The organism is Paenibacillus sp. GD4, from assembly GCF_030846225.1.
In the GTDB taxonomy this organism is placed as follows: domain Bacteria; phylum Bacillota; class Bacilli; order Paenibacillales; family NBRC-103111; genus Paenibacillus_G; species Paenibacillus_G silviterrae.
In genome coordinates, this window is sequence record NZ_JAVCYK010000002.1 from 715,665 (window position 1) to 737,599 (window position 21,935).

Sequence of the window (21,935 nt, forward strand, 5' to 3'; positions counted from 1 at the left end):
AGATTTGGATGGGAGGAGTCCTATTTATGAAACATATGGCTATCATCGCCGACGACTTGACCGGAGCCTCCGACTCCGGTGTGCAGCTTGCCAGAAAAGGCCTTGCCACGCAGGTCATCTTTGATTTATCTCATTTTTCAGCCGATGGATCCGGTGTGGAGGCTGTAGTAATCGATACCGATAGCCGTTCCGTTGCGCGGGAGACGGCTTACCGCCGCGTGAAGGAAGCCGCGGCCCAAGTCAAACAGCTCGGGTTCCAGCATATTTACAAAAAAATGGATTCAACGCTACGAGGAAATCTGGGTATTGAAATCGACGCTGTGATGGATGAAATACCATTTGATTTTGCCGTTATTGCCCCTGCCTTTCCGAGGATTGGCCGTACGACCTTACAGGGCGTTCACCACCTGAACGGTGTGCCCGTTCACCGGACGGAGATTGCGAATGATCCGAAGTGTCCTGTTTTGGAGTCGGATCTGGTGAAGCTTTTCTCCAGTCAATCGAGACGCAAGGTGGGACTGATCCGTCTGGAAACGCTCCGTGCCGGAGCGGAAGCCTTTACTTTTGCCATTAGGAAGCTTCTCCAGGAAGAGACGGAGCTTATCGTATTCGACGCAGAAACCGAAGATGATATGAAGCTGATTGCCGATCAACTCTCATCGAGCGGATACCGCCTTCTGTGGGCAGGCTCCGCAGGTCTTACCGACTATTTGCCCGAAGCACTTTCTTTACCCGTAGGCTCTGTCCGTTCGGAAGCTCCCCCTGCTTCCGGTCATCCTGTACTGCTTGTAGCAGGGAGTATCTCCACAGTGACACGGGCTCAGGTCGCCGTTTTCAATCAAGACCCCACGGTGAACGGCGTCGAATTCAACACGGTCAAGGGTGTGGCTTCAGAAGACGGGGCTAAGGAGGAAATGGACCGTTGCTTTGCTGAGCTGACGGCCGTTTTATCCTCCGGCTCCGATGCCTCTCTATATGCCAGCTCTTCACCGGAGGATGTTCGATTGTCCCAGGAAGCAGGGGCTGCCCGAGGCATGACCTCCACCGACGTTTCCAACCGGATTGCTTCCCTGCTCGGTCAAGTCGCTTCCCGATTGATACAAGAGGCCAAGCTGCAAGGTGTGATTTTGACCGGAGGAGATACGGCGAAAGGCGTTTGCAAACAGCTGAGCGTATCCGGCATTCAACTGATACAAGAAGTGGAGCCCGGTATCCCGTTAGGGAGGCTGATCGGTGCGAATCCCCTCTTGGTGGTCACGAAAGCAGGAGCCTTTGGAAATGAAAACAGCTTACTGCATGCCAAGCATGCGCTGAAGGGAGAGCCAACCAATGAATAAACCGATTATTGGCATTACCATGGGAGATCCGGCAGGCGTCGGACCTGAAATTATTATGAAATCGCTGAAGGATGCACAGCTGTACGAGAGCTGCAAGCCGTTCGTTATCGGCGACGCCGTCATTTTGGAGCGCGCGGATCAATTCGTTCGCACCGGTCTGCGTATTCATAAGATCGCCTCTTTATCTGAAGCGCAATTTCAGCCGGGAACGGTGGACTGTTTGGACCAGGGGCTTGTATCGGCCGATCTTCCCATCGGTCAAGTATCCGCTGAGGCGGGCCACGCGGCTTTCAGTTATTTGAAGAAAGCGATCGAGCTGGCTAACGCGGGAGCCATCGACGCCATTTGCACGGCTCCGCTGAACAAAGAAGCCCTTCATAAAGGCGGACATATTTATCCCGGTCATACGGAGATTTTGGCTGAATTAACCGGTACTGAGGATTTCTCCATGATGCTGTCCGCTCCTAAGCTGAAGGTCATCCATGTAACTACGCATGTAGGCATCATTGACGCCGTACGCATGATCAATCCCGAGCGGGTCTATAAAGTCATTCGCATGGCGCACGAAACGCTCCAAAAGGCCGGATATGCCGCGCCGAAAATCGCGGTTTGCGGGATTAATCCGCATGCCGGCGAGAACGGCCTCTTCGGCTATGGCGAAGAAGAGGAGAAGGTTATTCCCGGCGTAAAGCGGGCGCAGGAGGAAGGCATTCAGGCGTTCGGCCCTCTGCCGGCCGATACGTTATTTTTCCGGGCAACGCGCGGTGATTTCGATATCGTTGTCGCCATGTACCACGATCAGGGACACGGTCCTATCAAGGTCTTGGGGCTGGAGGCCGGCGTCAATATCACGGTCGGCCTGCCGATCATCCGCACCAGTGTCGACCATGGAACGGCATTTGATATTGCTGGCAAGGGAATCGCGGATGAGCAAAGCCTGAAGGAAGCTCTTAGACAAGCCATTGAGCTTGCACCAAAGCGCGAACAGTAAATCCGGCAAGAAAAGGCTCATTCTGAGCCTCCTTCTCCCCACAACTTGGATAATGTGAATAATTTCAGGATCACTTTGGAACTTTATAGAAGGTGACACTTTCACTTTACTAAGGAAGGTAAGAACAAAGATGAATACAGGCGATCTCATGCAAACACTGACCAAAGTGCAAAATTTGCTCGGCATTCCTGACGATACTAGGGAGAAAACCTCCGATTTGATCGGTCGGATGTCCAGAACGGATAACGGCGCTGCCGCGGATTACCGTTCGGAGCTGCAAAGCATTTACTCCGCCGTTGCTCAGTATGTTGACAATCAAGAAAGCAGTGAAGAAGCAATTCAAGTAAAGCAGGAGCTGGGGCACCTGGTTCATGGTTATCAAGTCACAACGTAATAACAAGGTGCTGGATTGCAGCAAAAGGAGGGCTTTTCATCGGGCCCTCCTTTCCTATCTTCAGCGAAGCCTAAATAAGCCCCTCCTGCTTCCGTTTCGGAAGAGAAAGGGCTCAGCCGGCGTTCAAGGCTTGTAATAAGGCGGGACCTTCAACCATCCCTTTTGCGCTAATAATTGCCTGAATGGGATCGCAAAGGCCATTTTTTTCATTTGGTATCTGGCGAACATGGCGGCGATATCCGGACGTACGGCTTCCGTCATCCCCCGACAAGCATAGTTGATCCCCAGCACTATATTGAAGCTGAGTAAATTGGCCATTTCCTCATCAGACAGCTTGGAGCCTTCCGGAATGCTGCGAAAATCTCCAAGAGGCTTCGTATGGGAGTCCTTGGGCAAAGGGATCCCTTCCGCTTGCAGGAATTGAATCAGCTCCTCTTGAATCGGTTTATGAACCGACTCAATCACCTCTTTCAGCTTCTCCTTCAGCTCGGGATCCTGAACGGTATTGTATGAAACCTGCTCCCCATGCATGGTCTCCTCCGTGGCACTTAAATAAAACCACAAATTCATGACTTCCCCGACATGTAACGGAGGCTTCTCGCCATCCAGAAAAGGCTTAACGGAATCCGCAATCAGCTCTAGAATATTCATTGCCTACACTACCTTTTTTATTTTTATTATGTCGTCATTTCCTCCTTTTTAACCAAAATATCTCTCCATCAGCTTTTCGGCGGCTCGCGTAGCCAGGGCTTGTGTCGTCAGCGTAGGATTGGCGCCTCCGATCCCATTTACATGAACACTGTTATCTGCTATAAATAAGCGCTTCACCTGGTACGCTTCACAGGCTTCATCCACGACAAACCCCATTCTCATTGTGCTTTCGATATGGATCATGAGGGCAGCCGGCAAATCCGTACGGAGCACCTTGGAAGCACCGGCTTTCCGAAGAATCTCTACCGCAATGGCTACCAGCTTGTCGCGGTTTCTCCTGCCTTGTTCCCCTGGTAAATAAGAAACTCTCGGAATGGGGCCATGCTCATCTTTCAGAACAGGGTCCAGTGTAACCCCGTTACGGTATTCCACTTCATCCTCGGCAAAGATGACGAGCGTGAGCGTTCTACGGTAGTTTTCCATCCAGCGCTGAAGCTCTGGTCCTGCGATACGACCTTGGGCATAGGGAGTTATTTCTGCTAGAGGATTGGAGAAAGCGCTGTATCCCGCTTGACTCAGTCCAAAGGTCATAGAAGCGGTCAGCCCGGGACTAAGCCCGGTTACGATGATGGAACCTAAGCCGGGGTAATCCAGTCTTCCTCCGGAGGAATGTCCAACGAAAGGATTGCAATCCGGACTCCCCAATATGGATAGCAATACTTTTTCATCGAACATACCGGTCACCCAGTCAAAATAATGGTTTACCATCCCTCTCCCCACCCAAGGGTTGCCGGGTAAGCCGGAATTCAGCCAAAGCCTGGGACTTTCGATTGCGCCCGCAGCCATAACGACGGCTTTAGCTCGAAGCTCCACCATTTCGCCGGTCCACGTATCGCGTGCATTTACGCCTACGGCTCGTAAATCCTCGGAGGAACCCTTCTCCGTTAATATGCGGGTTACGAACGTATTAGGACGGATGGCTACGCGGCCCGTTTGCAAGGCCAGCGGTACATAGCTCACATTGGTTGATCGTTTTGCGATTTTATCTACCGACGGCCCATGCGGACAGCCGTTAATACAATGTCCGGCAAGCGTACACCCCGGCATCCATGACAGCTGCTCCAGCGAATAGTCAGGATGGGTCAGATTTCTGTTAGGCCGCAGAATTGCATTCGGCTGCGGGCGATAACCGGGACTCGTCACATTTAACGTAGGGATGAGCTGCCAGCCTGCTTTTCTGGCTCCGTAATAAAACAATTCTTCCTTAGAGGTTGAAGGCGCGAATTCTACAGGTAACGTCGCTTCGACCTTCTCATAATACGGAATCAGCTCGCGATAAGAGATCGGCCAAACGCCGTCGACACTTATAGGGAAAGCACGGGGACTATTCGCAAGATAAGATTGTGTCGTCCCTCCCACCCCCGAGTTTTGCCATATAAATCCTCTTTGCCTTATATTCCTATGCCAAGGAGCGCGGCTTCGATCCGCTGGCCCCCAGCGAAGCTTCCCCATGATCAGATTGTTCATATCATCTTCGTACTTGGTGTATTGCTCTTTGAAAAGAGAGATATTCAAATCTGTCGCGTCGGAACTGACGAGCCCTCCTCGTTCCTCGTTTGGCTCAGGCCATCTCGCATTTCCGTACCAGGGACCGGCCTCCAGCACCAGGACACGTAAGCCCTTCTCCCCCAGCTCCTTGGCTATGACAGCTCCGCCGCCGCCGGAGCCGATGACGATTACATCCGGATCATTCATTCGGCATTCCCCTTTTATCATGAGGGTATTCTAAAAGAAATCCACGCAAATCACGGTAGCCGAACGAAACGCCCGGGTAGCCGGCAACCCTCCAGCCAGGAGGAAAACCCTCCAATCGGCGGTCTGTCGGAGGAAATCTGCGAGACGTTCCGTACCCAACCCATTCGGAGTAGTAACCGAACATCGTCAATTGATGCAAGGAATCCATCATCGTTTGAATAAGAGCAGGATCGTTCCGGTAAGGAGGAACTAACCATTGGACAGGCAGCTCAATACGATCTATCAGGTCCAGTGTCCTCAGCCTATCGATTCTGTCCAGAGAAGCGAAGCTCCCCCAGGAGGAATGATAAGATGGCCAGCCGGTCTGCGACAGTCCCCGATGGATTAGCTCATTGGCTCCGGTATCAAGCAAGTGCGCTGTTGCCCATGATAACGGAGGAGGCTTATTCGCGGGGTCCGCATCGATCGGAATGAATTGGGAGGAATCCAGCTCATCGATAACATAAAGCTCGATCTGAAGCTGGGCAGCCCCAGGGATAACCTTCACCCCATAGAGCAGCGTGGGAGGAATGATCGCATCGACTAAGGCTTGAAAGGTTTTGTGGGTATACACCCTCCATAAATCATGACTTCTATACGCTGACAGCATCTTATCCACCACCCAAAATCCGGATGCTTTCCCTACGTATACATATATTGTCGAATTGCAATGAATATGTTATAGATGACAAACAGCCCGTTCGAAAATGACGGGCTGTTCCACGGAATATGCTAACGTGCCGGCTCCCAATCCAACACCTTCCGTGGTGTGTACTTAAGTGCCTCTTCATCGGATAACTGCGCTCGTGTATCCGTCTTCAGCGCTCCGGGGCCTGTATTCCGATATTCAAAGAATCGGGCGTCTTCCGCTTTGAAACCTGACATGTCCGTCCAGCCGGCAGCATGAATATGCGCTCCAAGCTCACTATCCCTCACAATGACTTGACCTATGGCATTGGGGTCGCCTCCCGGATGCCAAGGTCTACCCAAATAAACCGTCCCCGCCGGTGCATCACTTTGTAGACGGCAATTGACAATGAGAAAGCCATAGGGCTGCGTGATCGGGGTACTGGCCGCTGTTATGTACCCATTATTACTTGCGGAGCCCCGGCTCAAGGAAACGATATCCGAATCCTCGAAGACCGCACGAGCTCCGCCGAAAATAAAATCAACATCCCCTTCAATGTAACATTGATAGTAATATTGGCTGCCAGAATGAGCGTAGAGCGTATCCTGATGACCAAGAAACCGGACCTTATGGAAGCTCATTCGTTCTCCTCTCGCGTATACTGCCACTGCTTGGGTTCCGCTTGTTACAGCATCGCTTCTCCGAAATGTATTTTCCATGGTCAGGTTTCGGGCAGAAAAATCATGTCCGTACAGGAACACGCTGGCGCTTCCTGTCGTTCCGTAATTTTCACCTTCCCGCTTCTCTTTGCCTGCATAATTGTCATAGGTCAGGATTGTTTGCTCCATGCTTTCTCCGATCAAGGAAATGAACGGTTTGTTCGCCGGCACCGTGATCACTTCCTTATACACCCCGTTCCGGATGTAAATCTCAACCGGCTCCTGATTGTTTTCCGGCACGGCTTCAATAGCCTCGGACACCGTGACATAGTCTCCCCTGCGGTCTTGGGATACGACAATTCGTTTCGTTCCGGTCATTAGTGAGCTTCCTCCTTTATTGGCATCGTATGATTCTCCGCATGGACAGGCTGTCCAAGTACCCACATAAAATAGAGTGCCTTAGCCGCTTTCGCACGGGTAACCTTGGTTTGCGGCTCAAGCTCGGTGCCATTGATCATCCTTCCCCTGGCGATGCCTTTCTCGGACCGGATGAGGCCAAGTTGGTAAGCCGCTTTGACTTTGGCAGCCAACGAAGGATGGATGCTGTCGGTATCTGTTAGCTGCTCATACGAAACCAAGGGGTCGTATTGCACTCCTTGTACGCCCGCATCCAGATTCGGATCATAGCCCGAATCGCCCGGTCCAAGTGTTTGGCCGTTATAGTCCGTCATATACCCGGGCTTACTTGTGAATCTTGCCTGGTAAGCGTCATACAGTATTGCTCCCATGGTTTCCCGGGTTAAATCCCCACGGGAGTACTCTGTGCAAAAAGAAGGGTTCAGGCCCATAAGCTTGCTTAAGGCATCAACGAATTCGCTCACCTGTATCGTCCGCTCCGGCTGGAAGCAGCCGTGATCGTCTTTATGCAGGACATTCAGCTGGATCAGTTTTTCAATTTGGTTCCGATAATACGAGCCTTCCCCCGATGTCGTGTCGCAAGCCATTTCCGGAAAAATATCCGACCAACCCTTTGATTCAATGGCTCCCTTCACTTCTTCTTTCAGAAAAGAATATAGCTCTCCGGCAGTCGGATCGCCATCCGCCGCTTTGCTTGCCAGTTCTGTAACAACCATTCGGGCAAATTGCTTGGAAAGCGCCTCCTTATAGTGCGTACCGTCGATTTTCTGTGCGGGGTGTCCGTTCGCGTAGCTGCCGTCGTTGGTCTTACCGGGGGTTTCGCCCGCTTCAATCGACATGTAAAGAGCCGTGGTCGACTCCACCCCGATTTGGTTATAGTACTCCAGGCTTGCCGTATTCAGATCCAGCACGGGAATGCCCGCTTCGGCACCTATCCTTCTCAACACATCGGGAAATCTACGTGAAGTAAAAGAGTTGGTATACCTATGGCCCGGCTGAGCATTCCCCTTGATTCTTGACATGGGAGTAATGAGAACCGGAATCATGCCTCTTGCACGAATGGCAGGAAGATACAAGTCGAGAAGATAACGTTCGTACATGTCTTCCGTAGAGCCTCTGCCGAACCGGCGATGCTCATCTTCTCTCTCATCGTTATGCCCGAACTGAATGAGCACATAATCCCCTATTTTTCCTGTCAGCAAAATATCGTTCCATCTTCCCTCCGCATAAGCGTTCCTGAAGGACCGTCCGCCCATGGAGTAATTCACGACCTTCGCTTTGCTTTCATTGAACAACCTGGGAATAACCTGGCCCCAGCCGCTCATCGGAGCTTCTTCGAAGGTGTAGGACTTCACAGTAGAATCCCCCAGAAGGAAAATCGTAGGGGCCTCCTCCTCGGTCCGCACCTCCGGGGATATCGGCCTAAGAACAATTTCCTCCAAGCCGACAGGCACCCCTGTTGTCCTCGGTTCGATTTCAATATCCAGGTACTCTCGTCCGTTACAATAGCGATAAGACCATTCATTCCCGCTCATCACCGCCGGATACTTGACCGGAATCAGCTTGGCCGCATCCCAGTGCCCGCCCTCCAGAATACGTCCGGCTTGCATACCGGAAACCGAAACGTACGCGTCGGAAACATCCGAAGTTGTCCTTACGATAATTTCATAAGCACCTGGAGGGACCTGAATCCGAAAGGCTATGCCGTAATGATTATAGTTTTCTTTCTCAAAGCCCTCTTCGGTATAGAATTCAGGTTCATAAATGACAAACCCATTTCCATCCGATCGAATGGTCTCTGTATGTACTTCTCTTGCGGGTAAGGCACAGGTTTCTCGGATAAACCCGTACCCCACCGCCTCATCGTACAGGGGAACACCTTTCATTGCATCAAAAGGAACACCTATATACCCCTCCTTGGAGAGGCTGGTAAAATTAAATTTGTAGTCAGTGCGCATGCCTATTCCTCGCTTACCGATGTATTATGCCGCAGTTTTGCTTAATCCGCATTACCAGATCTATAGTAACTGAATTCTTGACCTTCACCTACTACGATCCTTGCCGTTTCATCAGCGAACTTTGCATTTTTTGCTAAAATCTCATGGACATGCAGGCAATGGAAGAAAAGTCACAAGCGATATTCGTCCTACTTCCGCTCCAGCGAATGGCTTCAGGCAACCGATCCAAGGGGTCTTCATCCATAGTAATGGAAGCAGACTTAAACCAAACACAATCGGGGAGCAATCATGGGGGACTGAGCGAGGAACAAATTGTCCAAATTGAGAATTTGGTACATTCCGATCAAGGAATGAGTGGTACTACGGTGATAACGGAAGAAGAAGGCGAAATAAATAACGATCTTGCCGGGATAACAGAAGACCAGAAGCTCGCACGAGAAATCGATTCCCTCCGCGAACAATTCTCGGATACGCTGCAGGACATGTCGGATATAGAAATTGCAAAGATCATGTCCGAAATCGACGGATTACTGAGCAGTGAGAACGAGGAGGAGTGCACAGGAGCCTCCTATCTCACGGATTGGTATGCCAAATATTTATCTATGAAATCCGACCTCGAACTAACCCTCGGAGGAGTGCTGCTTGCTGCGATTCAGGACGCCAAGAATGAAGCGCTGAAGGATAAGAGCCTTGAAGGACTTAAAGGGTTGCTTCTTTTGATGCAGAGCATGAAGGGAAAAGTGAAAAAAATGGGTACAACGCCGAAAAGCTCCCCGGCTGAGGAAGGTTCGGATTACTCGAAAAATATCCAAAAACTCTCGAGGTTCGTTGAGGAGATGAAGCGCGTACTCGGAACTCATGCCAAGACGGAAGATTGGGATGCGCTTAACAGCACCGGCTTTTTATATCTGTTGAACAATGTTGGCGACGATTAAGTGTTTCATCATTGTCATGGGCAAAAAATGAAGCAGCTCCGCCTCATGTTAGGCTAATGCCAGCCTGAGGGGAGCAAGCTTGCTTCTGTATATGCTGCGTTAATATCTGGAGCCCGTGAAAGCTCAAGCGGGTCCTCCCCCATCCGAATGAATAATTTTATCAAATGTAACAAATATAATAATTATATGCTTTTCCATTTTTATCATCCGCATGCCATAAGAACATGGGAAAGGCGAGCCTTCATGAGTTACTCATCCTATTGGTATTTAGGTTTAAGTTTCTTAAGCCTATGCATTCTTATCTTTGTATGTTTCAAGAAACGTGTGCACCCGAGCATTTTTATGTTCCTTATCATGGTACAGGTGGCTTATCTCATCGAAACGGTCATTTACATTTTTGGGGGAAGCTACGAATATCATCCCCATTTGCTTAAAAACAACGAACACTACGACAGTAACATGGGTGCGCTGACCTCCAATATGTTCATCATCCCAACGCTCGCAACCTTTATCTCCGCCTTCCGTCTACGCTGGGTATGGATTTTTCTCATTATCGGATTGATCGCCGCTGTAGAGCTGCTTTTCGTGAAGCTGCAAATATATACATTAAAATGGTGGCGAATTCAATACACTTCCATCGGTTTGATATTTTATTTTGCGGCTGCGAAAGTAATATACCCGCACTTACTAAGACCTGTAAAAGGCTGGATTCATTCGTTATACCTAATCTTGTGCGTTGGTCCGATCCTGGGAACCCTTCATATTCTCCCCATCATGTTTTTTATGAACCGTACCTACCATCCCGGTTGGTATAGCGATGTCGCCCGCGATACAACGGCATTCTCCTCGATTTATTATTTGTTTGGCGCCCTCGCGGTAGTAGCGCTTGTTAAGCTCAAGGGAATTCGGCGATGGTTGAAATTCGCCTTGCTGATTCTCGTTTACTCAACGGCAACCATCGCACTAGTCCTTGCGGGAATACTCGAAATTCACGCACCTTGGGATCCAGCGTACTATATTATATTTCCACTACTGGTGTACATCATTGCGGAAGCCATCAGTAATCGATTATCCGCAGGTCCGCCTGCCGTCACTTCAAGGTGACCGTAGTGGACTCAGGTCCGTATCCATAATTTTTCCCTTGGCTTCTGTAATACGCTCTTACCTGAAATTGAGTTCCCGGAGCGCAAGGGAATGCTACCCTAAAGTTCGTTTCAGCCTTATCTCCCGTAAAGCCGATGCGTTCAAAAATCGTTCCCGCCTCGTTCTCCGTCACGGGAGTGCGCATCCAGATCGTATACCCTGACACATTCCCGTGAGCGGTATTCCACGTAAGCTGTATCGCACCGTCCGCAAGCCTGTGTGCGTGAAGCTCTATAGCGCCCGAAGGAACCGGCATAATCGTCACCCGGGTTACACTGTAAGCGGAGCCGTCCTTAAGCCTGACCGCTACGGTTACAATCGTTTCTTCGGAAACCTCAGGCGCGGTATAAGCTCCCTTCTCTGTAATCCATCCTGCTTCAGCCGTACCTCCAACCACACCGTTTACCAGCCACTCTTGTGCCGCATCACCCTTATCCGCAGATAAGCCCCATGACGTAAAGCGGTAAGTGAACCCTCCCTTCATGCGAACCGGCAGGCGGTGCCGAGGATGCTCATCCGGAGACGATGTATGCTGCGCTTCACGAAGCTCCCGCGGCCATAACTCCAGCCCGGAGGCTGCCCGGAAACAGCCGAGTTCGGTAGCGAACCACAGGCTGGCCAGATTGGCGTAGCCGTAGAACTCCCAATATTGAAACTGGGGGTGATCGTTAGAGCCGGAGATGCAATTAAATCCGTTACAGACAGCCCCCGGGTACGCCTTCCCGACGCTGTCGGGCAAATATTGCTGGGAAGGGATGTTGCTGGATAGCCCATAGATGGCTCCGACTCCAAGCGGATTCATTCCTGTAAAATAATAAGCATGCTCCCAACCGGCATCGACCCATGACGAAACGCCAAATCGTTTCCCCGCCTTCATCATCAACGCTCCATTCGCAAGCTGATGGAACATACGGCCGATTTCCCCATGGTATTGATAGCTGAGCGTCCCCTTCTGACGAATCAAGCCGTTACGGCCCACCTTCATCGGCGTAAGTCCGTAGACATTTTGCTTAGAAATGGCCTGCAGGTAGTCCCGGACGTAGACTTGGATGGATGCGGACCAGCGTTCCGCAGACGGAGCAGCCGGGAACAGATCGAGCAGCCGGAATAACCCCTGATAGATCCACGGAATGATCATAATCTCCTGCTCCGGCTTTTCTCCCCACGGACTTCGGGTTTCACTGTCCAGAGCGCTGAACTTGCCGTATCTTGGCGTCGTACCTGCCCATGGGTCCAGCTCCGGATGTGCGATATACCGGTACCAGCCCTTCGCTTGAACCTCAGCGTCCCCATGCCATTCCGTAACTTGGAGTCCGATAAACCGATTCGCTTCCGCTACCGCGGTCTCACGGTAATGATCCTCACCTGTCATCCTGTATAATAACGCGTTCAACCACGCCCAAGCACTTAAGGAATACTTGTGCGGATACGGTCCGAACCGCCGTTGAATGTTTCGGCAGCCCCGGATGACAAGCTGCTTCACCCGCTCGAAGAATTCAGGATCTTTGTCATAGTACAGCAAGCAGGCTTCGGCCGGACCCAGCAGCAGCGACGTGTGAATCACCTCTTCATTGATCACGCTATATTCATAGGCATTCTCTTCTTGATCCCGTATCGGATCGATCAGCAGCCCTTCATCTCCACTTTCGAACAGACCGTCGGTGCCGTAATGAATGTCCGGTGTACGAATGTGCAGGCCGTGCTTCAAGAGACCGTCCTTTCCCAAGAAGGACAAAACTCCGTCAAGACCCCATCGCACCTGGTCATAAATCCAATCGGAGCTATCCCAATATGGCTCGGTATGCTTCAGCATGCAATATTGAGCGACAAGAAGGGAGGCGTTCGCGAATCGCCGCAGGTCATCACCGTCAGCGAAGCCCTTCCCGATATATCGATAGCTGCCGTCAGCGGACTTGGCATCATCCCATCGTACCGCTATCGTGTCCCCGTAATCCCCGACAATGCTATCCTCACCCACACGTCTGGCGCCGAAATACTGCAGGGCGATCAGCCTCTGGTATTCTCCCCACAGGTCGGTTTGAATGCGAAACGTCCGGTAAGATCGATCGTTTCCGATGCGAATGAAATATTCTCCTTCGTCCGTCCAATCTGTGAAATCACCCGTCTGTACCCTGCCGAAATCGTCCTCTACCGTCTTGAGGCGACCCATGTACACGACCCTGTTCTTTGTTACATCAAATAGCTCGAAGGTGTCCGCGTTCGTCGAACCATCATATAGGTAGACTACCTTCTTTTTATGCTCCGGATGATACCCGAACTGGGATACCAGCACCTTAACGTTCGGATCGAAATCCGCATTCTTGCGTACCTGCTCCAGTACGGGTTCACCGGAGCTTCTCGGCGCTTCATATGCTGTCCCCGGAGGGTACAGCTGAAATTCGGATAAGCTGAGCCAGGCGTCACGGAAGAGGATTCGGACTTTGCGTGCGAAGACAGCTTCATGAAACTCCAGAGTCACAGGCTTACTATATTCCCTGGAATGAAAGCCGCCGGGGATGGGAAGCCATTGCTCCCCTGCTTCGTATTCCAGCTGAAACCGGACGCCATCATCCGGCGATCCCGTTCGCCAGAAATGAAGCACGGCGGAGCCGATCCAGCCCGCGTGCTGTAGTTCGACTACAAACCAATGAGGCCCTGCATGGTGACGGCTGGGGAGCCACCGCTCCGCTTCCGAGATAAGCCCCGAAACGGCCTTAGAAGGAAGGTAAGGATTCTGAAACGAGCTTGCCGCGACCGATTGATTCAACGCGAGATTCGCTTTCGAATAAGTAGGATTCAATGTTTTCAGCTCCCTTAAAAAGAAGAAGACCCCACCGGGGCCTCTTATGTGTTCATTAGCCTTTCACAGCCGTACCGGAAATGCCTTGAATGATATATTTTTGTCCTGCTAAAAAGACGGCAATCATCGGAATAATCCCCGCAGAGGTGGCGGCCATCATCCCGTTATAATCGATGTTATACTCGAGGATGAAGTTCTGCAGACCGAGCGGGACTGTGTAAAGCTGGCGGTCGAGCAGGAAAACCAAGGCATTCTCATAATCGTTCCAGTGCCAGGAGAAATCGATAATCGCAAGGGTGGCCAGGGCCGGTTTGGCCAGCGGCATCATCAGCTGCCAATAGATTCGAAGGTGTCCGGCTCCGTCAATAAAGGCTGACTCCGTGATGTCCTTCGGGATCGAAAGAAAAAATTGACGAAGAAGGAATACGCCGAAGATCGTGAAGAGACCCGGTAATATTAAGGCCCAATGCGTATTGTAAATGCCGAGCCAGTTAAACATGATAAATTTCGGGACGAACAACACCTGGGGAGGTACCATCATCATGGATAGATAAATCAGGAACAGCGTCTCCCTCCCCTTGAATTCGATCCGCGCGAAGCCATATGCTGCCAGCGAGGATAAGAGTGTTGCCCCGACCATGCAAATTAGTGATATTTTGAGTGAGTTCAAGTAGTAGGTAACAAAGCTGTCTTTTCCCGACCACACTTTCAGATGGTGATCCAGCAGCCACTGGTCCGGTATCCACTTGATGGGATAAACGAAGACCTCTGCCGGTGACTTGAAGGAGGTCGTAATCATCCAAAGAAACGGGATGACGGTGACGATAGCCAATCCCATCATTACTACAGTCAGGAGCAGCTTTCCCAAGGAAAATCTTCGCAGTCCGGACGGGGATGGCAGAGCCAGTGCTTGACGAGTTACTCGATGTTCCATGTGCTTACCCCCTAGATTAATAATGCACCCACCGTTTTTGTCCGACCCACTGCAGTATGGTGATCAGGAAGATGATCGCGAACATGACCCAAGAAATCGCGGAGGCATAGCCCATCTCGTAGTAGCGGAATGCGTTGTGGTAGATGAATAGCGACAGGACGTTGGTGCTGTTCCCCGGTCCGCCTTGCGTGATCGCTTCAATGAGACCGAATGTTTTCATCGAAGAAATCAAGCCTGTAATGAGCAGCAGGAAAGTCGTCGGGCTGACGAGCGGAAAAATAATGCTCCATGTGGTCCGCCAGCTGCCGGCCCCATCGATTTTGGCTGCTTCCAGCAGCTCGGAAGGAACCTCTTGGAGCGCTGCAAGATAAATGATCATGTTATAGCCGAGCATGAACCAAACCCAGATAATGTCGATGGCATACATCGAGGTATCCATAGTGGAAAGCCAGCCGGGCGGATTCTCGATCCCCAAGGCACGGAGCATCATATTAATCGGGCCTTGCCCAGGCTGAAACAGCAGCATCCACACGAAGGCAACGGCCACACCGCTGGTAATGTAGGGCATAAAGTACAAGGCGCGAAGCAAGCTTTTTAAATACACGCTCCGATTGAGTATTAACGCCACAAAAAAGGCGATGAGCATGGACACCGGCACGGACGCGAGAAACATGGCGGTATTTTTCAACGCTACATAAAATACCTCATCCTCAAACAAACGTTGAAAGTTACGGAGTCCGACAAATTCATAATCGGGATTCGAGTACTGATAATCCGTCAGCATAATCACAAGAGAGAACAGCGCGGGAATGATGAAAAATACGATGACACCCAGCATATTCGGCAGGATGAATAAGTAGCCAGCAAAGGTCTGCTTCTTTGCCCAATTCATGGTCACCAGCTCCCTCCTAAAGGAAAGAGGAAGGACGGAAACCCATCACTTCCTCCGTTATGATCCAAGTGTTTATTTCTTATTTTTGGAAATATAATCGTTATGCCGCTTCACAATGCTCTTCATCATATCATCGAGGGACTGAGCCTTCAGGAAATATTTCTCATACTCCTCGCGGCGAATGTCCATGACCTGCTGAGGAAGCTTTGTATTGTACATCGGAGTTTGCGCCGCCATGACCTTATTCAAGGAATCCAGATCATACGTACCGCCATTCTCACCCACGAGCAGCTTCAGCGCTTCGGTATAATTGGCGTCCTTGGATGCCGGCATACGGCCGCCCGGCGCCATTGGGAGCATTCCGCCGTCCGCATACCACTTCAGGAATTTCCAGGCAGCTTCTTTGTTCGGCGAATTGGAGTTGATGGAGATGACATCTCCAAGTCCTCCCAGGTAGCGGTAGTCCTTGTCATCCGAAACTCTCGGAGGAAGCGTGAAGGCGATCTTGAAGTCACGCGGATTGTCCTTTAAGTTGTTGGCGGTACGGAAAATGAATTCCCCTGCTCCCAGCATGGCCGATTCGCCCTTCAAGAAGGAAGTCTCTACCGGCATCTTGGTCGTCAGCTGTTCCCCCAGCGGCACCATGGATTTATCCGTATGCATCATGTTGAAGTAAGTCTCGAACACCTTGCGGGTATCCGGCGTATCCAGGTTCGAGGTACCGTCCGCCTTGACATAACCTTTCGCATCAATCGGACCGTCCATTAGCCCTGTGACCCCGGAGAGATGGATTAAGTATCCCCAACGCTTATCCTTCTTCAGCTTCTGAGCATACGTTTGCAGATCGTTCAAGGTCCAGTCCGGCGGCGGAACCGGCAATCCCGCTTCATCTAAGGCATTTTTATTGAGCCATACGATGTTTCGCGACTTCGTGGTAGGCACCCCGTAGAACTTTCCATCGACTTTCCAATCGTTCGACATCGGCCCGATTTTCTCTTCAATGTTGTAATCCTTGAAGGTGCTAAGATCCAGAGCCTTCTTGGCTGTCACCCGGCTCGACAGCATGGATAAGGAGTAGTTAACGAACAGGTCGACCGACTGTCCGGAGACAAGTGCCGTATCCAGCTTTAGGTTCCCGGCATCATCGTTAACGAAGCGTTCGTACTTGACTTGGATGTCGGGGTTCTTGGCATTCCACTCATCGACAACCTTCTGCGGCCCATTCTCCGCGGGTACCCCTCCCCACATCGTCAGGTTGACAACCTTTTTGGAAGCTTCGCCTTGCCCCTTGCCCGCGGCCTCCTCGGACTTGCCGCAGCCGGCCGCCAAGCCGGCTACCAGCACGGTGGACATGAGCGCGATCGTTGTTTTTTGTATTTTTTTCATGTGGGACCCTCCCTGTTTGATGTGATCTGGTTTTTTTCTACACCTTTACTTTATCACCCGGTCACCACATATCGAAGGAACGATCGTCTGTTGTTATGAAACAAAAGTCAGCTTTTGTGTTGTACTTGCTGACGATAGGCGCTTGGCGTCATTCCCGTAAGCTTACGGAACACCTTGGCAAAATAATTCTCGTGGGCAAACCCTGCCTTATAGCTGATTTCCGCGATCGGCCAGTCCGTATGCTCCAAATAAGCTCGGGCTTGCTCGATGCGGACTCGCTGTATAAAGCCGACAATGGTTTCTCCCGTTTTCTTCTTAAAGACTCCGCACAAGTATTTATCATCCATCGCCGCCAGCTCGGCCAAGCCGGTTACCGTGATTTCGGAGGCGTAGTTGCTGCGAATATATTGAATCACCTTGTTGATTTCCGGATGGTCGGTAACTTCGACGCTCTGCTCATGCCAGCTGCGGATCGATTTATCGATCTCGAGCTCCACGACGGTTTGCAAGCCGTCATGTGATATGGCAAGGGGAGCTTCGTTGGAAATCGACGGGGTTCGCCCGGTGATGAGCGCGAACAGCTTGACCAACCGGTCCGCCGCCTCGAGAACCAAGGCCGATGGCTGTCGTGCACCACGGAATAATTCCCACAAGCGGCTTACCTGCGCTTTGCAGCTATCTGCTTGCTTCTGCTCCAGGCAGCGAATCACTTCACGCTCCAGCTCCCAGGTTGGAACGGCTGCGATGGGATGATCTGAAGGGATCCCCACTCCGAATACGCCTGTCTTCCCGGCATACCATTGCTCATCCGCTCTTCTAATTACGTGCTCCCACACGTTCGGTAGGTCGACTGACGGATAGACGCTCGCATAGACGGCGACTCCTTCCTTCCAAGCCGGTGTATTTGCCTTGAAAGCAGCAGCGGGCGCTGAAGGGGGCAACCAGTAGAATACGGTCGTCTGTCCCTGCTTGTGGAACAGGTTGAGATGAGGTGCTGCCTCAGCTCCGACGATGCCTAATGCAAGAAAGGCATCCAGGGTAAAGCTTGGCTTCCCATGAATAAGATGAATGATTAAACATCTTGACGATGGAAGCCCCGGCGCCATAGCCGGCCCTGACGGTAAAGACTGTTCGTCCTTCCACGAATTCAGCAGCCGGCTCCACAGATTCTCATATACCTCCTCCATCTCCCTCGACCAAGAGACGGTTTGCTTCCTTAGCTCCTCATCAACCTTATCCAGCACTTCGCTTATCTTCTCGGGAGACAAATACAGCTTAAGAATATAATTAGACGCGCCGAACTCGAGCGCTTGCTGCACATACTGAAAATCATCCATAACCGACAGCATGACAAACCGGCAGGTATGCCCTTCGCGGCGGGCTTGCTTAAGCAGCTCGACCCCATTCATCCGCGGCATCATAATATCGGTGACAACAAGATCAGGCCTGTATTTGCGAATGAACTCGAGGGCTTCCTCCCCATGATCCGCTTCTCCGATGACCTGAAAGCCCTTGCTTTCCCAAGGCATGCTGCTGCGTATCATGCGGCGCACGAACGCTTCATCTTCCACGAGCAGTACGGTCCACATCGAATGTTCCCTCCTCTTGGTATGGTGCCGATATGAGCAGCGGTATGCTTATTGTGACCAGTGTGCCGCGATCCGTTTCCGGAAACGCAATGGCTGCCTTTTCGCGAAAAAGCAGCTGCAGCCTTTCCTCCACATTACGCAGCGCGATCCCATTCCCTCCCGATTTCCGAACGGAGCCCGCTTGCGCTGCGGAGCGCATCCCAACCCCATTATCATGTACTTCAATTTGCAATAGGGATTCTTCGATGATGGATGCGCGGATCGTAATGATGCCTTGCGTATCCATTCCGGCGAAGCCGTGATAAATGCAGTTTTCGACCAACGGCTGCAGGCAGAGCTTAGGGACTAAGGCAAATCTGAGCTCATCGTCGTACTCATAACGCACCTCGAATTGGCGGTCGTACCGGTGCTGCTGGATATAAATATAGCTGTCTACCAACTCGATCTCTTGCTCCCAGTGAATCAGATCCACATCAAGTCTCATGCCCACGGTCAATAGACGGCCGAGGGATTCGCATACCTGCGGAATTTGCTGCTGCTGCTGTGTGTCCATCGACATCCATTTGACGGTATTCAGTGTGTTCAAAAGAAAATGCGGATTCATTTGAGACAACAGCATTTGAAACCGCATCGCTTCTTTTTGCCGTTCTTCCACCTTCAGCTTATGAATGAGCTCGTCCATATCGTTGACCATGGAGTTAAAGCCTTGCACGAAGGTTTGAATTTCCCCCATATATTGCTCCTCCGGGAGCCGGACCTTCAGGTTGCTCTGAACGATTTGGGTCATTTTCTTGCGAAGCTGCTGCAGCGGTCGGGTCATGGTGGAAGCGATAAGAAACGTGATCCCGATAAATAAAATCGCAATCCCGAAGGAAGTGACATAAAAGGTTCGCTGCAGCGCATCGATTCGGCTGAACATTACCTCCGTCGGTATGCTTTTGACCATATACCAGTTTAATCCGGCAATCCGGATGTAGGTGTAGAAATAATCATCCACCTGGAGCGATCCATTCGGGCGTTGGTATGCCTCAAGCTCCTTAATGACGGGATCCAGCTGGCGGTTCTCCCCCGTTTGGGCTACGGGAACCAATTGCTCCGAAAGCAGAGTGTAGGTCTCATTATTGCCGTTCACCGGGTTTGCATTACGAAACCAGCTGTCGAAATCGACACTGATTTTGGCAACGGCATAAGCGTCATTTTCCACATTGCGAAATGCCCTGGCCGTCGAGATTAGCGGTCTTCTCGCGCTTGAACCCGCCTGGGTATAATTGGGCTCCAAGAACCACTGCCCGTACGTATCCCCTTGCAGGCTGCCGATTGCCCAATTTGAGCTCATTAGCTCCTTATGCCGCAGCGGTGCTACAGGAGAATAGGAGGAGTACGCATTGCCGAACCTATCAAGCAGAGTGTAGTACACGTAAGAATTGGAAATAAATAGACTGTTATTGATCGCTTTCAGCTTGCTTTCCATCATGGTCCATTGATTGAACACCTCATAGCTGTCGCCGAATAACGGATTTTGCAGAATGGCCTTTGCCGTGTTATCCTGCTCGATCAGATAGAAGGTTTTCTTTGCGACACTAAGCAGCTCTTCAAAGGATCGGCTCATTCCCCTCATTTGCTCCAGATTTTGCGTGCTGACCTGCTCCCTTAGCAGGACCTCCATATTCCTGAAGTTTATCGCGCTTATTGTAAAGAACGGCACCAAAATGAACAAAATAAAAGCTAAGAACAATCGGTTCTTTAGCGTGGAGGGCACCAGCTTCGTCAACCAAGACGGCATTCCATCCCATCCTCCATTCGATTTTTGCTACCTCATTTATTCTATACGACCAAACGAATCCCTTTCCGGCAAGATTAGTAAACAAAAAAGCAAAAATACGATCTCCACAGTCATTCCGGATAATAGATAGTCTTATACAATAGTTTCACCGAGAAAACGGCAAGACATGTCATGTTGAGTTGAAAGCTTTTGTGCTTCATGCTCGGCTAATAGCATATGTGCGATTACAGATATTCATAGGGCCAAAATTCTTGTGAATAATGGCAGATATGCGACTAGGCTGTTCTGATGACTTGGTTTTCTCACTTCATACTCCGCCTAATAGCAGATATGCGATTACAGATGATCAAAAAGGCTGTACACGCTGTATAGCTGCAGATTTGCGATTAGGCGTTTTGGCAAACACCAAAAAACCAAGGAGCTAAACAAATACACGCTGCTTAGTTCCTTGGTTTTTCGACTCTTCCCCTTTAATGACGATACGCCCGTTAGCATCGAACTGATATTCACAGCGATAAGCTGCGAAGCTCCTTCAAACAAGCTTCAATGCGTTCAGGAATTGCAAGGGAAAGTACCTCCCAGCTGACAAACTGATCATCGGTCAACGTATAGGGGATGAACTCCATGGAAGGGATAAAGCCCTCCGAGAATAAATACTTCTCTACGAGAAGGTCTGTCCCTTCGTCCTTTTCCAATACCCCTTCCATCGGTCCTGTAATCAGCAGGCCGCCTACGCCGGCCCGTTCCTTCGTTGCTTTCCGCAGATCCGGTACAAGCTCAAACAGCTCCGGCTTCGGAAGGAACGCATGCTTGCCCGGCTGGGAGTACAGCCTGACATGTGTCTCCTCCTCCAGATTGCTGCGGTCCGGCAGCAGGCCTTTAAGATATTTTCCATGAAAGCTTGCTTCCGCATCAAGCACTTCCCCGTATCGCCCTACGTAGATCCACACATGCTCCAAATCATACATGTGCTGAATATCGTAATCCCAATAAAGGGCATACTCAATAACAGTCGCGCCCGGATAATCCTCCCAATAGAAGCTTCTGCGGAAAGACGGAGAATTATCGCCCTCTTTCAAAAACGTTACACCCGTTAATGCAGGATAGAACGGCTCCTTCCGGTCAAAGGACAAATAGGGAGCGTATTTTCTGGCAAGTTCCATATTCATAGAGGGATCCTCCTTCCATAAGTGCAGCATTCTCTCAGTCAAGATGAGAGCGTGGCCCGCTTCCATGCAGCCATGGTCGTACCGTGGTCGATATCATAACCTAAGTATACGGGTGCTCCCTTCAAGGCGTCAACGGGCGGCATCCCAGCACTTGAGTGCGACATCATCACATGCCTCCTCATGTCCTTCCATAAGAAAAAGACCGGCTGCTTATCGCAACCGGACTTTGTAGTGAGCATAATTACCGCAGGGATTTAGTCCCCTTTTTCCACTGCTGTCTCCATGGATGTGTGACGCTCGCCAGTCACTCTTTTTGCCGTGTTGGAAGCTGCGTCGCCGATAACATCGAATGTGTCGCTCACGACGTTCGCACCTTCCTTGGCCGCGTTCTTCGTCTTATCCCATACCGAATTGTCTTTATCGTTAGCCAAGAGAAACACCTCCGTTTCTTTACTCACAGCTCCATGCTGCGCGT

Annotated in this window: 19 protein-coding genes; 5 read left to right on the forward strand and 14 right to left on the reverse strand. The window is 50.8% G+C overall.

Going from position 1 to position 21,935, the window contains the following annotated elements:
• Window positions 1-26 precede the first annotated feature (26 nt).
• The 3 genes from RAC89_RS26140 (at window position 27) to RAC89_RS26150 (ending at window position 2,722) form a co-directional block, all read left to right on the forward strand.
• A complete protein-coding gene (locus RAC89_RS26140; RefSeq protein WP_306616668.1) occupies window positions 27-1,337 on the forward strand; it encodes a four-carbon acid sugar kinase family protein in 1,311 nt (436 codons plus the stop codon).
• A complete protein-coding gene (gene pdxA / locus RAC89_RS26145; RefSeq protein ID WP_306616669.1) occupies window positions 1,330-2,328 on the forward strand; it encodes a 4-hydroxythreonine-4-phosphate dehydrogenase PdxA in 999 nt (332 codons plus the stop codon). Before RAC89_RS26140 ends, pdxA begins: the two co-directional genes overlap by 8 nt.
• A gap of 130 nt (window positions 2,329-2,458) precedes the next feature.
• A complete protein-coding gene (locus RAC89_RS26150; protein WP_306616670.1) occupies window positions 2,459-2,722 on the forward strand; it encodes a hypothetical protein in 264 nt (87 codons plus the stop codon).
• Between the two features lie 123 nt (window positions 2,723-2,845).
• On the opposite strand, the gene RAC89_RS26155 is transcribed toward RAC89_RS26150, so the two are convergent.
• The 5 genes from RAC89_RS26155 to RAC89_RS26175 all read right to left on the reverse strand — a co-directional run bounded on the left by RAC89_RS26155 (window position 2,846) and on the right by RAC89_RS26175 (window position 8,757).
• Window positions 2,846-3,373, reverse strand: a complete 528-nt coding sequence (locus tag RAC89_RS26155; protein WP_306616671.1) for a DUF3231 family protein — start codon at window positions 3,371-3,373, stop codon at window positions 2,846-2,848.
• 48 nt (window positions 3,374-3,421) lie between these two features.
• Window positions 3,422-5,128: a GMC family oxidoreductase N-terminal domain-containing protein gene (locus RAC89_RS26160; RefSeq protein ID WP_306616672.1), complete on the reverse strand. Its 1,707-nt coding sequence runs from the start codon at window positions 5,126-5,128 to the stop codon at window positions 3,422-3,424.
• Window positions 5,121-5,777: a hypothetical protein gene (locus RAC89_RS26165; RefSeq protein WP_306616673.1), complete on the reverse strand. Its 657-nt coding sequence runs from the start codon at window positions 5,775-5,777 to the stop codon at window positions 5,121-5,123. Before RAC89_RS26165 ends, RAC89_RS26160 begins: the two co-directional genes overlap by 8 nt.
• A gap of 122 nt (window positions 5,778-5,899) precedes the next feature.
• Window positions 5,900-6,832 carry a pectinesterase family protein gene (locus tag RAC89_RS26170; RefSeq protein WP_306616674.1) on the reverse strand — a complete coding sequence of 311 codons (933 nt, stop codon included), beginning with the start codon at window positions 6,830-6,832 and terminating at the stop codon, window positions 5,900-5,902.
• Complete coding sequence (locus RAC89_RS26175; protein WP_306616675.1) at window positions 6,832-8,757, reverse strand: GDSL-type esterase/lipase family protein; 1,926 nt, start codon at window positions 8,755-8,757, stop codon at window positions 6,832-6,834. Before RAC89_RS26175 ends, RAC89_RS26170 begins: the two co-directional genes overlap by 1 nt.
• Before the next feature lie 320 nt (window positions 8,758-9,077).
• Here RAC89_RS26175 and RAC89_RS26180 point away from each other — a divergent pair, with 320 nt between their 5' ends.
• The gene (locus RAC89_RS26180; RefSeq protein ID WP_306616676.1) at window positions 9,078-9,764 is read left to right on the forward strand and encodes a hypothetical protein; all 687 of its coding nucleotides are present in this window, start codon (window positions 9,078-9,080) and stop codon (window positions 9,762-9,764) included.
• A gap of 354 nt (window positions 9,765-10,118) precedes the next feature.
• The gene (locus tag RAC89_RS26185; protein ID WP_306616677.1) at window positions 10,119-10,868 is read left to right on the forward strand and encodes a hypothetical protein; all 750 of its coding nucleotides are present in this window, start codon (window positions 10,119-10,121) and stop codon (window positions 10,866-10,868) included.
• On the opposite strand, the gene RAC89_RS26190 is transcribed toward RAC89_RS26185, so the two are convergent.
• From RAC89_RS26190 to RAC89_RS26230, 9 genes are all read right to left on the reverse strand, one after another.
• A complete protein-coding gene (locus RAC89_RS26190; protein WP_306616678.1) occupies window positions 10,855-13,707 on the reverse strand; it encodes a cellulase N-terminal Ig-like domain-containing protein in 2,853 nt (950 codons plus the stop codon). The two genes, RAC89_RS26185 and RAC89_RS26190, sit on opposite strands and share 14 nt — an antisense overlap.
• 55 nt (window positions 13,708-13,762) lie before the next feature.
• The gene (locus tag RAC89_RS26195; protein ID WP_306617800.1) at window positions 13,763-14,548 is read right to left on the reverse strand and encodes a carbohydrate ABC transporter permease; all 786 of its coding nucleotides are present in this window, start codon (window positions 14,546-14,548) and stop codon (window positions 13,763-13,765) included.
• 109 nt (window positions 14,549-14,657) lie between these two features.
• Window positions 14,658-15,533: a carbohydrate ABC transporter permease gene (locus tag RAC89_RS26200; RefSeq protein WP_306616679.1), complete on the reverse strand. Its 876-nt coding sequence runs from the start codon at window positions 15,531-15,533 to the stop codon at window positions 14,658-14,660.
• A 72-nt stretch (window positions 15,534-15,605) separates the two neighbouring features.
• A complete protein-coding gene (locus RAC89_RS26205) occupies window positions 15,606-16,919 on the reverse strand; it encodes an ABC transporter substrate-binding protein (protein ID WP_306616680.1) in 1,314 nt (437 codons plus the stop codon).
• Between the two features lie 107 nt (window positions 16,920-17,026).
• Window positions 17,027-18,508, reverse strand: coding sequence for a response regulator transcription factor (locus tag RAC89_RS26210; RefSeq protein WP_306616681.1), 1,482 nt, complete (start codon window positions 18,506-18,508; stop codon window positions 17,027-17,029).
• Window positions 18,480-20,291 (reverse strand): sensor histidine kinase, encoded by a 1,812-nt coding sequence (locus tag RAC89_RS26215; RefSeq protein WP_306616682.1) that lies wholly within the window; start codon window positions 20,289-20,291, stop codon window positions 18,480-18,482. Before RAC89_RS26215 ends, RAC89_RS26210 begins: the two co-directional genes overlap by 29 nt.
• Before the next feature lie 506 nt (window positions 20,292-20,797).
• Window positions 20,798-21,460: a hypothetical protein gene (locus RAC89_RS26220; protein WP_306616683.1), complete on the reverse strand. Its 663-nt coding sequence runs from the start codon at window positions 21,458-21,460 to the stop codon at window positions 20,798-20,800.
• A gap of 38 nt (window positions 21,461-21,498) precedes the next feature.
• A complete protein-coding gene (locus tag RAC89_RS26225; protein WP_306616684.1) occupies window positions 21,499-21,627 on the reverse strand; it encodes a hypothetical protein in 129 nt (42 codons plus the stop codon).
• Between the two features lie 87 nt (window positions 21,628-21,714).
• Complete coding sequence (locus RAC89_RS26230; RefSeq protein ID WP_284645887.1) at window positions 21,715-21,891, reverse strand: hypothetical protein; 177 nt, start codon at window positions 21,889-21,891, stop codon at window positions 21,715-21,717.
• Window positions 21,892-21,935: the final 44 nt, after the last annotated feature.